This is a genomic window from Streptomyces sp. NPDC048504 (assembly GCF_043200035.1).
Classification (GTDB): domain Bacteria; phylum Actinomycetota; class Actinomycetes; order Streptomycetales; family Streptomycetaceae; genus Streptomyces.
Genome location: NZ_JBICXA010000012.1, coordinates 47,669 through 62,634, shown reverse-complemented (window position 1 = coordinate 62,634; position 14,966 = coordinate 47,669). Strand labels below are relative to the sequence as shown.

Here is a 14,966-nt window from a genome sequence, read left to right as displayed (position 1 = left end):
CTGTCGCCGGCGGACAGCCGCCAGCCGCTCAGCCGGGCGAAGAGGCGCGCACCACGAGGCTTGGCCGACCATTTCCATTCCACCCCTGGCATTGACTGTTTGCTATAGCAGGAGTCACTCTGTCGGCATGAGCACTGAAGCCCTCGGTCCGATGGAGACCATGTCGCTGGCCGACCAGGCTTACCAGCGGCTGCGCAACGCGATCCGTGAGGGCGTCCTGCGGCCGGGCGAGAAGATCACCGAACGTGACCTGGCCGGCCGCCTCGGGGTGAGTCCCACCCCGATCCGTGAGGCGTTGCGCCAGCTGGTGCACGAGCGGGTCGTCGAACGAGTCGGCCCGCGTGCACTGCGGATCGCGGACCACTCCTCGGCGGCCCGCTCCGAAATCGTCGAGGCAGAGGTCCGCCTCTCCGCGCTCATGGCCCGGCTGGCTGCCCGCAACGCCACCGCCGAGCAGCTCACCGGCCTGGTCTCCCTCCTCACCGAGTCCGACCAGATCGTCGCCGACATCGAGCGGACCGTCTCGGAACAGGGCCCGGAAGCCGATGTCGCCGACCGGCTCACGGCCGTCTTCCAGAAGCTGCGCCTCTTCCATCACCAGGTCGAGGCGTGCGTCGCCAATCCTGTCCTGGAGGGCCTGCTGAACCAGGCCCGGGCTTTCAGTGACGAAGAACGACTCGACCTGACGATGCAACTCGTGCCCGAGCGCGCCGACACCTTCCGTGCCCGCTACCACGAGCACCGCCAGCTCCTGGACGCCCTTCTCGAACGGGACGAGGACCGCGCCGAGGAACTCGCCGCACTGCACCACCGCGCCGCGCTCGACCAGCTCGCCGGCGGCTGACCCTTCCGCGATCGAACCGTCTGCCCGCCCATGGCGTTGGGATGCGCCCGGCGGACAGATTTCCCCCTGTTGCTATAGCATGTAGCAAGGAGCCGTCATGGTGCCCACCTCCCCGCCCGCGCCCGGCGCGGCCACGACACCGCACCGCCCCGCCCCCGCGGGTCCGATGAACCGCAGCGCGGTGCTGTGGGTGACGCTGGCCGTCTTCGCCCAGGAGGCGGTGTGGAACTTCTACGACGCCCAAGTCCCCGAGCAGCTGCGGCACTACTTCAGCTCCGCGGGCGTGATCGGTCTGATCATGGGCCTGGACCACTCCTGGGGCATCTTCACCCAGCCCGCGGTCGGGTTCTACTCCGACAAGCTCGCCCGCCGCCGCACCGGCCGGTGGCCCATCGTCCTGCTCGGCGCGGCCCTAGCGACGGTGCCGTTCGCCCTCATCCCCTGGGCGACGAGCCTGCCCGCCCTGATGGTGTGCGTGGTCGGCTTCGCGGCGATCGCCAACGCCTTCAAGGGCGTCACCGAAACCCTCATCTCCGACTACGTCACGCCCGGCAACCGCAGCAAGGCCCAGGGCTTCATCAAGGCCGGCGTCAGCCTGACCATCGTCGTCTCCTCCCTGATCAGCCTCCTCGTCGTCGACCACAGCCTCCACCTCGCCTTCGCCATCCCCCCGGCCCTGATGCTGATCATGCTCGGCCTGTCCTGGGCATTCCTCGGGCGCCACCACCGCGACGCCGTCCTGCCCCAGGAACACGCCGACCAGTCGCAGGAGTTCACCTCTCCGCGGGCCGTGCTCAAGGACGCGCTGCGCTCCCCGTCCAGCCCCACGCTGCTACTGATGATCGGCATCTTCTGCTTCGCCGGCATGTGGTCCGCGCTCCGCTCACTCATGACCCCCTACGGCACCCAGGTCCTCGGCCTGACCCGCGGTGATGCAGGGGGTCTCGCTCTGCCAGGCGCCGTCGCCTTCCTCATCTGCGTTCTGCCGATCGCCTACCTCTCCAACCGGCTCGGGCAGTTGCGCGCCATGCGCCACGGCGTCGCCCTGTTCATCGCCGGACTCCTCGCCGGCTTCGCGATGCCGAACGTGCCCGGCACGATCGTCTCGATGGTCCTGTCCTCCCTCGGGTACGCCTCGTTCGCGGTCAACGCGCTCGTCGCCCTGTGGAACCTGGCCCCGGCCCAGAAGGTCCTCGGCACCTACACCGCCCTCTACACGATCGCCTCGGCCTCCGGAATGGCCCTCGGCCCGGCGATCCTCGGTACTTCGATCGACCTCACCAGCTGGCGCTACATGCTCCTGAACGCCGCCGTCTTCGCCGCCGTCACCTTCGCCGTCTTCACCCGCATGGCCCGCAGCATCCCCCACAGCACGACGGCCTGACGCTTCGCCATTTCTACCCTCTTGCACACACCCCTGAGAGGCACCACCCCATGGAAATCCGCATCCTGGCGCCCACCGGCGCCCTCGGCGCCGGATTCGACGCCGACGCCTTCCGACGCGGCGTCGCCGCGCGACCGGACGTGATCGCCTGCGACGCCGGCTCCACCGACTCGGGCCCGGCCGCCCTCGGCTCCGGCACCCCGAAGCTGTCCGCCCAGGCCGTCACCCGCGACCTGCGCCTGCTCCTCACAGCCCGCCACGAACTCGGCGTACCGCTGATCATCGGCTCCTGCGGAACCTCCGGCCGCGACGTCGGCGTCGACTGGGTCGCCGGCCTCGCCCGCACCATCGCGGCCGAGGAGAACCTCCACTTCAAGCTCGGCCTGATCTACTCCGACCAGAGCGCAGACCGCCTCCAGAACCTCTACGACGCCGACCGCATCCGGCCACTGGCCAACGCCCCGGAGATCGACCGAGACCTGTTCGCCCGCAGCCACACCGTCGCGATGATGGGCGTCGAACCCCTCCAGGAAGCCCTCCGATCCGGCTGCGACGTCATCCTCGCCGGCCGCGCCAGCGACACCGCACTCTTCGCCGCCCTCCCGCACCTCAAGGGCGCCGACCCCGGACTGACCTGGCACCTGGCCAAGACCATCGAATGCGGCGCCGCCTGCGCCATCCCACCCTCCGCGAACGGACTCCTCGCCACCCTGCGCGACGACCACTTCGACGTCACCACCCTCGCCACCGGCAGCCGCCTCACCCCCCGCTCGGTCGCCGCGCACACCCTGTACGAGAACGCCGACCCGTTCCACATCGCCGAACCCTCCGGCACCCTGGACACCACCGACGCCACCTACGAGGCCATCGACGAGCAGACCGTCCGCGTACGCGGCGCCCACTACATTCCGGCAGACGGCTACACGAACAAGCTCGAAGGCGCCGAACTCGTCGGCTACCAGACCGTCATCTTCGGCGGGGTCCGCGACCGCGTCGTCATCGACGCTCTGCCCAAGCTCCTGCCCATGGCCAAGCAGTACTTCGACGCCAAGATCACCGATGTCTTCCGCGGCAGCGTCGACCCGGCCGACGTCGACATCGACTACCGCCTCTACGGCGCGGGAGCAGTCCTCGCCGGCAGCGAGCCCGGCCCGCTCACGCCCCGCGAACTCGGCGTCCTGATCACCATCACCGCACCCGACCGGGAAACCGCCCACGCCATCGCCACGTTCGTCGCCCACGCCAGCAGCCACCTGCCCATCCCCGAGTACGACGGCCTGGTCTCCACCCTCGCCTACCCCTACTCACCACCCGAGATGGACCGCGGCGCCCTGTACCGCTTCACCCTCAACCACGTCGCCACCAGCGTCACGCCCACCGAACTGTTCCGCACCACCACCGAGGAGCTGTAACCCCATGGCCACCCTGCTCGACTACTGCTCCCTGGTCCGCTCCAAGAACGCCGGCCCGTTCACGCTGACCTTCGACTTCATGTGCCACGACCAAGCCGCTTACGACGCCCTCGTCGCCACCGGCTTCCTCGATGCGGATCTTTTCGCCACGCTCTACGACACCGACCCCGAGAAGATCCTCGTCGTGAACCACCCCCTGGCCCTCGCCGTCAAGGTCTCCCTCTCCCGCCCCACCGTCCAGGGCGACCTCCACGACACCGACTGCTACGCCGGCCAGCAGTACGCCCCGCTCATGGACATGAAAATTGCCCCGGCCTGACAGACGGAGCCGTCGCCGGCATTGAACTCAGCCACTTGACAGGAACACTGGGCACGCACGGGGCACCCTCGTGGTCCAAGAAACCGCCCCGCCAATCTGCACCGGAGGCACCGGTGAAGCACTCCAGGTCTGATGGAGGCTCGATTCCCTGAGAGGATCGAGTTATGGCACGTCAGTCCCCCTGCCCTGCCGAGCTTCGCGGGCGTGCGGTGCGCACGGTCGCCGAGATTCGCCCCAACTACCCAGCCGAATAGGCGGCGATGAAGGCAGACGCCGCGAGTGGTTCTGTTGCTGCACGGTGGAGCCGCATGCTCTCGGCCGGACGGATCACTTACGTCGGGGGCGGCCTTGTTGGGACCCGGCGGGGCGGAGTTGAGTGCCGCCCTTGCGGAGTGCGAGACGGATGGTGGCGAGGCTAGTCCCTTCCCGGTCGGCGATGGTCTGCGGGGACAGCTGGTCCACCTCGTACCAGGTGCGCCATTGCCCGACACGGGTGGCGGTGTGCTGGGTGCGGCGGAAGCGGGGCGGGCTCCAGTCGACGGGGTGCTCGGAGAGCAGGTGGACGATGTGCGAGGTGGTTGTCTCCAGGGTGCGGGCGAGTTGAGCTATGGAGAAGTCGCTGCCGGGCACGGCCTGGTGGAGCCGTTCGGGGCTGATGCTTTGAGGGTCGGGCCCGGCAGCCGGAGGCCGTGCAGCGCACGGTCGGGGAGCTGGAGCCGCTGGTCTTGCGCCACTTCAGGAAGCGCAGGTCGTCCAGGATCAGCAGGCGCACCTCGCGTCCCCGTCCGCAGCCGGGCCGGCTGGATCGAAATGCCCATGCGACGGCACACGCTGGTCAAATGCTCTGAAACGTAGACCTTGCCGTGATCCACCACCAGGGTCTCCGGCATCAGCGGCGGCGAGGCCAGCCCCTCGCCGATGGCGCCGTCGACGTCGACGTCGACCAGGACGGTGTGCGGGATACCGTGCTCGGGCCACAGGGCGCCGTGCGGCCAGTCCCGTCCGGCCGGACGCGGCCGGAAACACTGGAACAGCACCGCGCTGACATCCCCCGCCTTCGTCGACACCGGCGTCACCCGGATCCCCGTGATGCAGCGGGTGTACCAGTCCATCGCCACCGTCAGCTCGGCCTGCACTCACCGCAGCGTCAGCGGATCACACGCGAACACGTCCAACCGGGTGGTGTCCATCAACGAGTGCTCACCCGGACGTGTGGGCCGCAGCTTCCCGTACGGCCCCTCCGGGCGGTCGGCGATGTCCCGGTTCCGCTTCGTACTCAGCCGGAACGGAGGATGCCGACGCTCCAGCTCCTGAAGGATCCGAAACGCCGTTGCCCGACTCGGCTGCGCCACCACCTCGGGACCGAACCGTGCGATCACCCGCGCCCGCGTCCGCTCGATCACCGGCGTCCGCGACGGCCGCGACTGATCGGTGTACTCGGGCCATCACCTCCAGCGCGGTCTCCACCCAACGGGTGTCCGCCGATGCCGCTGAGCCGCAAGCGTGCGCCCTCCCGGGAACCAGCCCGGCCTCACCGTGCTCACGGAACAAGGCCACCCATCGGCTCACCGACCGTGCACCGACGCCCAGTTCGGCTGCCTTCGCCGCGTACTTTGCCTCCAGTAACGCCCCGGACGGGTACTCGGGGCGGGGCTCAACCCTCCCGCGCGAGCTCAGGGCTTCCGGACAGGTATCCCGAGAGGACTTCACGAACGTGCTCAGCACGCTCCAGCACGGAGGACCAGCGTGACGTGGGGAGTTGAAACACGAATGCCACAACCACGCCGGCCCCCGGTGCGTTCACCCCGCGGACGCCAGCAGCGCCGTACGACCGCCCAACGCACTGGAGAAGTGATCCGTGACCTGCTCCAGCGCCGTGGCCGCGGCGGACGCGACGGTCAGGGTGCCGTCCTCGCCGACCGTGATGTCCTTGTCGAGCGTGAACCAGCCCGGCACGATGTGCGAGGGCCCCATGGAACTCAGCACCGGCCTCAACGCGTAGTCGATCGCCAGGACATGGGCCGTACTGCCGCCCGTGGCCAGAGGCAGCACTGTCTTGCCGGTCAGCGCGTACTGCGGGAGGAGATCGAGGAGCGACTTCAACAGGCCCGAGTACGCGGCCTTGTAGACCGGCGTACCGATCACCACCCCGTCCGCCTGCTCGAACAGCGCCGTGGCGGCGGCGATCGCCGGATGCCCGAAGTCGGCGCCCAGCAACGCCTGCGCGGGCAGGGTGCGCACCTCCAGCGGGGTCACGTCATGGCCCTGGAGGCGGAGCCGGTCGTCCAGGTGACGCAGGAGCCGGGTGGTGCGGGAGGTGGGGGAGGGGCTGCCGGAGACGGACAGGATCGAGGCCATGACGGGACCTTCCGGGATCGGGGTTCAGACGACGTACCGAGCGGGCGGGCGGACGCTCACCAGGCGCTCGACCGCACCGTGATCAGCGGCCGCAACTCGTTGCGCAGGTTCTCCAGGAAGGTGACGACCTCGGCGGCCACCGACCGGTGCTGGAGATCGTTGAGGACATCGTGATGAGCGCCGTGCACCACCGAGAGCCGGGCGCCGGCAAGGGACTTGGCCGTCCGCGCCAGCGCCTCGTGGTCGGCGAGGGGATCGGCGTCGCCGACGAGGAGCAGGGTCGGTACGGCGGCCTCATTGTCGTAGGCGGCGGTGAGCACGGCCTCCGGTACCGCGTCGTCGAGCGAACCGCGCCGCACCTCGGGGTCCTGGGTGAGGAGGCCCCGGTGGGCGGGGCAGGAGGTGCGGACGTCGAGTTCCTCGTCCCAGGTGCCGGCGGTCGCGGCGGTACCTGGGGCCAGGCCGGGCAGACCCGCCAGGACTACGGCGTCGGGCCCACCGCCGGCCGCCCGGCCGAGCAGCGCGGCGATCGCGGCGGCGCCCGAATCGGCGCCGACGAGGACGAGAGGGTGTACGACACCGTCGTCTGCGGCCGTGCCCTCGGCGGCCTCGGAGAGCCGGGCGGCGAGGGCGGTCAGGTCCTCGGTGTTGAGATCGGGGGCGTCGATCACGCGGACCCGGTAGGCGTCGGCGGCGAGCCGTCTGCCGAAGCGGGCGTAGGTCGAACGGGTCTCGCCGCGGCCGGGGACGACGAGGACCGTGCCGCGGACGCGGAGGCCCTCGGGGCCGAAGTAGTCGCTGTACTGGGTCACTTCACACTCCTGCGGATACGGTCGCGGCCGTCGGTGCGGGCTTCCAGCCGAGCGCGGGTGCCACCTCGGTCGCGATGAGTTCGAGGGCACGGACAGCGGCGTCGTGGTCGGGGACGGCGGGGTTGAACTGGGTGATCAGGTCTGTCGCGACCGGCAGCACCCGTTCCTGCCCGAGCGCCGCGACGATCTCGTCGGGATGGCCGTAGAAGGAGTGGAAGCGGCGCAATGCCTCGTCCCGGTCAAGGCCCTTGGGGAACGCGCCGTGCTCCGCCATGCGCAGTGCCGCCCGGTGGACGTCGTCGCCGATCGCCGCGAGTGCCGTACGCCGGTCCTTGGCCGGGAAGACGAAGCGGGAGAGGCCGATGCGTGGGCGCCGCGGCTGGTCCCAGGCGGCCAAGTAGGCGTCCGCCCAAGGGCGTTGGACCTCGTCGGTGGGGGCGTCGAAGCCGTAGGCCGCACGGTTGAGCAGGAGATTCGCTCCGCCCTGTGCGGCGTACGCGGCTCCCTGTTCGCTGAACACCCCTTGCCAGACACGGTCGTTGAAGTCGCCCGGCCGGGGCTGGATGCGGAAGCCGGGTGTGCCCACCTCGCGCCGGTCGAGGGCCTGGCGCACGATGTCGAGGTTCTCGCTGGTGAGTTGGCGCTTGCGGGCCACGTCCTTGCCGAAGGCCGCGTACTCCACCTCGCTCGATCCGCTGCCCACGCCGAGCTCCACGCGGCCCCCGCTGAGCGTGTCGACGGTGGCGATGTCCTCGGCGAGGCGCACCGGATCCTCCAAAGGGAGGATGGTGATGGCGGTGCCGAGCCGGATACGAGACGTCCGCGCCGCCGCGTGGGCGAGGAAGGTCCACGGCGAGGACAGTCCGTCGCCCCCGAGGGGGACGTGGTGCTGGGCCACCCAGCCGACGTCGAAGCCCAACTCGTCGGCCACGACAAAGAGTTCCTGCGCGTTGCGGTAGGTGCGCGCGATGTCGTCGTCGCGGCCCTGGACGTGGGTGAGGAAACCGAGTCGGAAGCGTGGTCTCTCGGTCGTCATGAGGTGCCGGCCCTCTCAGTCGTTCACGAGCCGGCGCTCGCGGGAGTGGCGGTTGGCCGGGATCGGCAGGCCGAGGTTGCCGCGCAGGGTGTCGGACGTGTACTCGGTGCGGAACAGGCCGCGCTTCTGGAGGATCGGGACGACGCCGTCGACGAAGTAGTCCAGCTCGTCCTCGGTGCGGAAGGCCAGGTTGATGCCGTCGAAGGCACGGGCGTCGAACCACTGCTGGATGGTGTCGGCCACGGTCCGCGGGTCCCCGACGAACGGCGACTGACGGAACTGGTTGACGGACTCGGCCACTTGACGCAGCGTCAGCCCTTCCTCCTTGGCCCGCTCGATGAGCTGCGCGGCACCCGTGCGCCCGCCCTTCTCGGCGAGGTGGGCGACATCCGGGAAGGGCGCGTCCAGGTCGTGCACGCTGAAGTCGTACGCCCCGAAGGAGCGGCCCAGCAGCGCCAGGTTGCGGCCGAAGTCGTCGTCCTCCTCGAAGATCTCGCGCTCGCGACGGCGGGCCGCCTCGTCGGTGGGGCCGACGACTGGGCCGCCGTGGATGAGGATCTTGACGTGCTCGGGGTCGCGGCCGTAAGCGGCCGCGCGCTTCTTGACGTCGGCGTAGTAGTCCCGCGCCGACTCCAGGGTGCCCCCGGGCGCGAAGATCCCCTCGGCGACCTGCGCGGCGAGATCGCGGCCCTCCTCGGAGACACCGGCCTGGAAGATCACCGGCTGGCCCTGCGGGGAGCGGGAGAGGTTCAGCGGGCCCGCGACCTTGAAGTGCTCACCCTCGTGGTCGAGTTCGTGCAGCTTGGACGGGTCGAGGAACACGCCCCGCTCGACGTCGGCCGGGAACGCGTCGTCCTCGTAGGAGTCCCACAGCCCCTGGGCTACCTGCACGAACTCCAGGGCGCGGCCGTAGCGGGTGGCGTAGTCGAGGTGCTCGTCGAGCCCGAAGTTCCGCGCGGTGCCGGTGTCGAAGCTGGTCACCACGTTCCAGCCGGCCCGGCCGCCGCTGATGTGGTCGAGCGAGGCGAAACGGCGGGCGAGGTTGAAGGGCGAGTTGTACGTCGAACTCGCCGTGCCCACCAGGCCGAGATGCTTGGTGTGGGTGGCGACGGCCGACAACAGGGTCAGCGGTTCGAGGCGGTTGAGATAGTGCGCCGGGTAGGTCGAGTTGATGAACTGGCTGTCGACGATGAACAGGGCGTCGAACAGGGCGTGTTCGGCCGCCTGAGCCAGCCGGATGTAGTAGTTGATGTCGATGCTGGCGTTCTTCGCGACGCGCGGGTCCTTCCACAGCCCGTGCTGGCCGGGGCCGCCCACGCCGTAGGGGTGCAGGGCGAGGTGGAGCGTGCGGGACATGGCTGTTCCTTTTCTGTCGGAGGAGCTTCCGTCAGGGGGAGTTGAGGGAGGGTCAGGCGTGCAGAAGGGCGCGTAGAGCTTCGCGTTCGGCCCGGTCGGCCGCCGCGCCGTGCAGGGTGGGCGCGGAGCGGACGAGCAGGCGCGTGTAAGGATGCTGGGGCTGGTTGATGACGTCGGCGGTGGCGCCGACCTCGACCAACTCGCCCTGGTACAGCACGGCGATCCGGTCGGCGACCCCGGCGACGGACCCGAGGTCGTGGGAGATGAAGACGAGGGCCACTCCGTCGGCGCGGAGTTCTTTGAGGATCTGCAGGACCTGCACGCGGTTGGCGGAGTCGAGCGCGCTGACCGGCTCGTCGAGGATGACCAGCCGCGGTTCGGTCACCAACGCCCGTGCCACCGCGACCCGTTGACGCTGACCGCCGGACAACTCACCGGGCAGCCGGTCCAGCAGGCCGGCGGAGAGCCGCACCCGGTCGAGGAACGCGCGTACCCGGGTCGCCGCCTCCTGCCGGGACACGCCCTGGATCAGGAGGGGTTCGGCCAAGGACGCCTCGACCGTCACGTCCGGGTCGAGACTGCGCAGCGGGTCCTGGAAGACGTACTGGACGACACCGCGCCGACGCAACGCACGCCACTGACGATGGCCGTACGAACCGACGTCCTCGCCGTCGATCACGATCGACCCGGCCGAGGCGCGCACCAGCCCGAGCACGGCCCGCGCGAGCGTCGACTTGCCGGAGCCGGTCTCGCCGATGATGCCGACGGTCTCACCCGGTGCGATGCTCAAAGAGACCCGGTTCAGGGCCTGACGGCGGCGCCGGCGGAGGCCGTAGTGCACCTCCAAGCCGGCGACGTCCAGGACGGGTTGGACGGGCTGCGACGCCGGGCGGTCAGTGCTCATGCGTCCTCCTTCACGGAGACTACGGCCGCGGTGGCATCGGCGGCGAGGAATTTGTCCAGGCCGTACTGCTCGTGCTCGGCGATCAGCAGCCGGGTGTATTCGTGCTGCGGGTGGTGCAACACCTCGTGCGTCGGGCCCTGTTCGACCACCTCGCCCTGCCGCATGACGAGGACCTCGTCGCAGAGTTGGGCCACGACGGCCAGGTCGTGGGAGACCAGGACCAGGGACAGTCCGGTGCGCTCGCGCAGGTCGGCCAGCAGGTCGAGGATCTCGGCCTGGACCGTGACGTCGAGCGCGGTCGTGGCCTCGTCGGCGATGAGGATGCGCGGGCCGGCGGCGATCGCGGCGGCGATGAGGACGCGTTGGAGCATGCCGCCGGAGAGCTCGTAGGTGTACTGGCTGTAGACCAGCTCCGGGTCGCGCAGACGCACCGCGTGGAGCAGCTCGATCGCCTGCCGGCGCGCCTCGCGTCGCTTGAGTCCCTTCTTGACCTTGAGGACCTCGGCGATCTGGGCGCCCACGCGGATCGAGGGGTTGAGATACGACGCCGGGTCCTGGAAGACAGCGCTGATCGTGGCGCCGCGAAGTGCCGTCCACTGCGCCGACGAGAGCCCGGAGATGTCCTGGCCGTCGATCTCGACAGAGCCGCCGGTGACCTCGAAGTGCGCGGGCAGGATGCCCAGCGCGGCCCGGCAGGTAAGGGTCTTGCCGCTGCCGGACTCGCCGACGATGCCGACCGCCTTGCCGGGTGTGAGCGTGAAGGTGACGCCGTGGACGATCTCGTCGGCGGCGGCCTGGTCGCTGATGCGGACGTCCCGTACGGACAGGACGGGCGTCGAGGGGGAGGCCTGGCGGACGGGCCCGATCGCGCCGCTCGTGCCGGTCTGCTCGACCTCGGCCCTGTTGTTCTGCTCGGCCTTGCTGAGGACTTTCTCGGAGAGAGTGGCCATCACGCACCTCCGGCGTGAACGTGAGCGGCGTCGGTGTCGATGGTGTTGGCGCGTCGATTGGCGCGCGCCTTGCGGTTGTTGACCAGGGCGCGGCCCGCCTCGCCGGAGACGTCGCGGATCGCGTCGGCGAGGAGGTTGCAGGCCCAGACGGTGACCATGATCAGCAGGGCGGGGACCACCGGCGCCCACGGCTTCTGGGTGAGGTAGCCGAGGTCCGAGGCGAGCAGCCCGCCCCAGGTCGGCGCGGGCGGCTGGACGCCGATCCCGAGGAAGGTCAGCGTCGAGACGATGACGAAGCCGACGCCGATGGTCTGGGCGAGCGCGACCGCGATCGGCGGCAGTACCTTGACCCAGACGTGCCGGCGGACGACCCACCCGATCGACGCCCCGGAGATCAACGCGGCCTCCACGTAGGGCGATCGGGCCACCGCCAGCGTGGTGGCACGGGCCACCCGGTAGAACAACGGGGACACCAGCACCCCCGTGACCAGCATCGCCTGGGTGATGCCGTTGCCGAGGAGTGCGACCACGGCGACGGCGAACAGCAGGAAGGGCAGGGCGACCAGCGTGTCGGTCAGCCGGAGGGTGACCCACTCGAAGACCCGGCCGAAGTAGACCGACAGGATGCCGGGGATCGCTCCAACTCCCAGTGCCGTGAGGGCGACTTCGAGCGAGCCGAGCACGCTGACCCGGGAGCCGTCGAGCAGGCGGCTGAGCACATCGCGGCCGAGGTAGTCGGTGCCGAGCCAGTGCGCGCCCGACGCCTCGGCGAGGGTGTCGGAGCTGGTGGCCAGCGGGTTGTCGGGTGCGATGAACGGCCCGAGGACGGCGAGGAGCGCGATCACGGTCAGGATCACCAGGGCGATCCGGCCGGACGTCAGGGAGAGCACGCGGCGCACCATGGTCACACCCCCCGCTGTGACGCCGGTGTCACACGCGCCAGCACCAGGTTGACGATCAGGTTGAAGACGACGACCAGGACGATCGACACCACGAGGACCCCCTGTACGGCCGGTACGTCACCGGCCTGGGCCGAGTCGTTGGCGAACCGGCCGAACCCCTGAAGCCCGAAGATCCACTCGGTGACGACGGAGGCGCCGACGAGGGTGGGGAACTTCAGGCCGAGCGTGGCGAGCGTCGGGCCGAGGCCGTTGCGCAGCACATGGCCGAAGAAGATCCGGCGTGGACCGAGTCCCCGTACGACCGCGCCCGTCACGTAGTTCTCGCGATAGGCCGCGATGAGACTCGTCCGCAGTTGGCGGGCGACGTCGGCGATGACGTCGAAGCTCAACGCGACGGCGGGCAGGGTGATGTGGGCGAGCCAGGGCCCGACCCCCTGCGCCGCCGGGACGTATCCGGCGGACGGGAAGACGTGCAGTCCGACCGCGAACACCGCGACCAGCACGATGCCGACGACGAAGGCCGGCATCACCGAGATCACCGTGACGAAGCCCGTGATCGCGCGGTCGACCCAGGTCGTACGGCGCAGCGCGGCGAGCGTGCCGAGGGCGAAGCCCGCGACCACGCCGATGATCAGCGCGAAGAACGCCACCGACAGGCTCACGCCCAGGCCGAGGCCGATGAGGGTGGAGATGTCGGCGCCGTTGGTCCAGCTGGTGCCGAGCTGCCCGTGCAGGACGCCGCCCAGCCAGTCCACGTACTGGACGAGGAAGGGCCGGTTGAGGCCCCACTGTGCCTCAACTCTGGCTACCGCGTCGGGAGTTGCTTCCTCGCCCAGCTGAATCCGCGCCGGGCTGAGCCCGCTCAGTGACCGCAGCGCGAACGTCACGAACGTCGCGACCAGGAACACGGGCACGAAGATCGCGATCGACCGGGCGAGGGTGACCAGGACGCGGCCCACGGTGTGCGGCGTCCCGGTCGTGGCGATCCGGTGACGGACGTCGGGTGGTGTGGCCGGTGCCTCCGTCGTCGTCATGGCTTGCCCCCTCTCTGTAGTGGCTGTACGGGTGGTGGCCGTAAGGGATGTGACGGAGCGTCAGTTGGATCCGATGGTCACGCCGGTCCAGTCGATGTGGGCCGGGTTCTTGGGCAGGGCGGAGATGGACTTGCTCTTCGCGATGAGGTTGGGTGAGGAGTACGTGAAGACCAGCGCCTTGCTCTGCAGACCGGCCCGGGTCGCCGCCTGGAGGACCTTCGCGTAGTCGGGCGAGTCCAGCGGGGTCTGCCGCACCTTGGCGATGGCCGCCTCGAAGCCCGAAGGCTCGTACGGCGAGCTGAGGTTGAGCGGGCCGTTCGGACCGAAGTGCGCGGTGAGGGTCTGCGCGGCGGAGTCACGCCCCGTCGTCCCGTAGAGGGAGAGCGTCAGGTTCTTCGCGAAGAACGGGGTGGCCCAGTTCTTGTCGACCTTGATGTCGACCGTGATGCCGACCTTCGCCAACTGCGCCTGGACGATCTCCGCTTGGGGATCCTCGGCCGGGATGACGAGGTCGAGCTTGATCTGCCCCGCCTTGTAACCGGCCTGGGAGAGCAGCTGCTTCGACTTGGCCGGGTCGTAGGCGTAGTCGTTCGCGGACTGCGGGTCGTAGGCCACATAGCCCTTGGGGAACGGCTGGTTGGTCGCCGAGCCGTAGCCGAAGGTCAGCTTGTCCACGAACTCCTGACGGTTGATCGCGTAGCGGACCGCGTCGACGACCTTGGCGTTGTCGAACGGCGCCTTGTTGACGTTGAGGCTGATGTTGTTGGCGTTGAAGCCGGGCTGGACGAAGACGTCAAGTCCGGCCTTCTTGGCGGCCTCGGCCTGACTGGGGGCGATGTCGGCGAAGTTGTAGACGCCGGTCTGGAGTCCGGAGACGACGGTCGCCGCGTCGGGGGCCGAGGTCAGTTCGACGTTGTCGATGTGGATGTCCTTGGCGTCCCAGTAGTCGGGGTTCTTCTTCAGCAGCACCTTGGTGCCCGGGACGAGCTGAGTGACGGTGAACGGGCCCGCGCCAACGGGGTTCTGGTCCAGCTTGGTGGGCGACGCGGCCGCTTTCGGGCTGGCGATCTGGAGGACGCGCTCGCCGAGGAGCTGGGGGATCTGGTAGTCGACCTGGCTGAGGTGGAGCACCGTGTCCAGCCCGTTGGCGTCCACCGACTTGATGGAGGTGAGGTCGCCGAAGAGCGCCGAGTTCTTCTGCTTCTGGGCGCGCACGATGGCGGCCTTCACGGCGGCCGCGTCGACCGGCGTACCGTCGCTGAACTTGAGGCCCGGGCGCAGATGGAACGTGATCTGATCGCCCTTGGCGTTGTACTCCCAGCTCTTGGCCAGGTCGGGCACGGCCTTGCCGGTCGCGTCCGTACGGGTCAACGAGGCGTAGACCAGGGCGAGTTCACGGAACTGGGCGCCACTGCCGCTGACGACCGGGTCCCAGTGGGTGGGGAAGTAGGAGGAGGCCCACTTCAGCGTGGCGCCGCCGCCGGCCGTCGAGGCGTCGCCGCCGCACGCGCTGAGGGCGGGGACGAGCACGGTGGCGAGGGCGGTACCCAGGGCGGCGGCGCGCAGTCGGCCGGGGCGGAAGGCCGCCCTACGGCTGCGGGGCGTGAGTCGTCCGGACATCTTCGTTTCTTTCTTCGAGGGCTCCCGGCCGCGCC

At 69.8% G+C, this 14,966-nt stretch carries 16 protein-coding genes; 4 read left to right on the top strand and 12 right to left on the bottom strand.

The window, feature by feature from the left end; translation table 11 throughout:
• Positions 1–127: 127 nt before the first annotated feature.
• The 4 genes from ACGFY9_RS28035 (at position 128) to ACGFY9_RS28020 (ending at position 3,959) form a co-directional block, all read left to right on the top strand.
• Positions 128–844, top strand: coding sequence for a GntR family transcriptional regulator (locus ACGFY9_RS28035; protein WP_393758611.1), 717 nt, complete (start codon positions 128–130; stop codon positions 842–844).
• Positions 845–941: 97 nt separating this feature from the next.
• Positions 942–2,228 carry an MFS transporter gene (locus ACGFY9_RS28030; protein ID WP_393758609.1) on the top strand — a complete coding sequence of 429 codons (1,287 nt, stop codon included), beginning with the start codon at positions 942–944 and terminating at the stop codon, positions 2,226–2,228.
• Between the two features lie 50 nt (positions 2,229–2,278).
• The gene (locus ACGFY9_RS28025; RefSeq protein WP_393758607.1) at positions 2,279–3,640 is read left to right on the top strand and encodes an acyclic terpene utilization AtuA family protein; all 1,362 of its coding nucleotides are present in this window, start codon (positions 2,279–2,281) and stop codon (positions 3,638–3,640) included.
• A 4-nt stretch (positions 3,641–3,644) separates the two neighbouring features.
• A complete protein-coding gene (locus ACGFY9_RS28020; RefSeq protein ID WP_393758605.1) occupies positions 3,645–3,959 on the top strand; it encodes a DUF4387 domain-containing protein in 315 nt (104 codons plus the stop codon).
• 327 nt (positions 3,960–4,286) lie between these two features.
• On the opposite strand, the gene ACGFY9_RS28015 is transcribed toward ACGFY9_RS28020, so the two are convergent.
• From ACGFY9_RS28015 to ACGFY9_RS27960, 12 genes are all read right to left on the bottom strand, one after another.
• Positions 4,287–4,589, bottom strand: coding sequence for a hypothetical protein (locus ACGFY9_RS28015; RefSeq protein ID WP_393758604.1), 303 nt, complete (start codon positions 4,587–4,589; stop codon positions 4,287–4,289).
• Positions 4,565–5,095 (bottom strand): hypothetical protein, encoded by a 531-nt coding sequence (locus ACGFY9_RS28010; protein WP_393758602.1) that lies wholly within the window; start codon positions 5,093–5,095, stop codon positions 4,565–4,567. The genes ACGFY9_RS28015 and ACGFY9_RS28010 overlap by 25 nt, the downstream gene beginning before the upstream one ends.
• 64 nt (positions 5,096–5,159) lie before the next feature.
• Positions 5,160–5,516 (bottom strand): hypothetical protein, encoded by a 357-nt coding sequence (locus ACGFY9_RS28005; RefSeq protein ID WP_393759051.1) that lies wholly within the window; start codon positions 5,514–5,516, stop codon positions 5,160–5,162.
• Positions 5,517–5,759: 243 nt separating this feature from the next.
• Entirely contained in the window at positions 5,760–6,317 is a 558-nt protein-coding gene (gene ssuE, locus ACGFY9_RS28000; protein ID WP_393758600.1) for an NADPH-dependent FMN reductase, read from the bottom strand.
• 56 nt (positions 6,318–6,373) lie between these two features.
• A complete protein-coding gene (locus ACGFY9_RS27995) occupies positions 6,374–7,129 on the bottom strand; it encodes an alpha/beta hydrolase (RefSeq protein ID WP_393758598.1) in 756 nt (251 codons plus the stop codon).
• A gap of 1 nt (position 7,130) precedes the next feature.
• Positions 7,131–8,165: an LLM class flavin-dependent oxidoreductase gene (locus tag ACGFY9_RS27990; RefSeq protein WP_393758596.1), complete on the bottom strand. Its 1,035-nt coding sequence runs from the start codon at positions 8,163–8,165 to the stop codon at positions 7,131–7,133.
• A 15-nt stretch (positions 8,166–8,180) separates the two neighbouring features.
• Positions 8,181–9,521 (bottom strand): LLM class flavin-dependent oxidoreductase, encoded by a 1,341-nt coding sequence (locus tag ACGFY9_RS27985; protein WP_393758594.1) that lies wholly within the window; start codon positions 9,519–9,521, stop codon positions 8,181–8,183.
• 52 nt (positions 9,522–9,573) lie between these two features.
• Positions 9,574–10,425: an ABC transporter ATP-binding protein gene (locus ACGFY9_RS27980; protein ID WP_393758592.1), complete on the bottom strand. Its 852-nt coding sequence runs from the start codon at positions 10,423–10,425 to the stop codon at positions 9,574–9,576.
• Entirely contained in the window at positions 10,422–11,375 is a 954-nt protein-coding gene (locus tag ACGFY9_RS27975; RefSeq protein WP_393758590.1) for an ABC transporter ATP-binding protein, read from the bottom strand. Before ACGFY9_RS27975 ends, ACGFY9_RS27980 begins: the two co-directional genes overlap by 4 nt.
• A complete protein-coding gene (locus tag ACGFY9_RS27970) occupies positions 11,375–12,277 on the bottom strand; it encodes an ABC transporter permease (RefSeq protein WP_393758588.1) in 903 nt (300 codons plus the stop codon). Before ACGFY9_RS27970 ends, ACGFY9_RS27975 begins: the two co-directional genes overlap by 1 nt.
• Positions 12,278–12,279: 2 nt before the next feature.
• Positions 12,280–13,311, bottom strand: coding sequence for an ABC transporter permease (locus tag ACGFY9_RS27965; RefSeq protein ID WP_393758586.1), 1,032 nt, complete (start codon positions 13,309–13,311; stop codon positions 12,280–12,282).
• Positions 13,312–13,371: 60 nt separating this feature from the next.
• Positions 13,372–14,931, bottom strand: a complete 1,560-nt coding sequence (locus ACGFY9_RS27960; protein WP_393758584.1) for an ABC transporter substrate-binding protein — start codon at positions 14,929–14,931, stop codon at positions 13,372–13,374.
• Positions 14,932–14,966 lie beyond the last annotated feature (35 nt).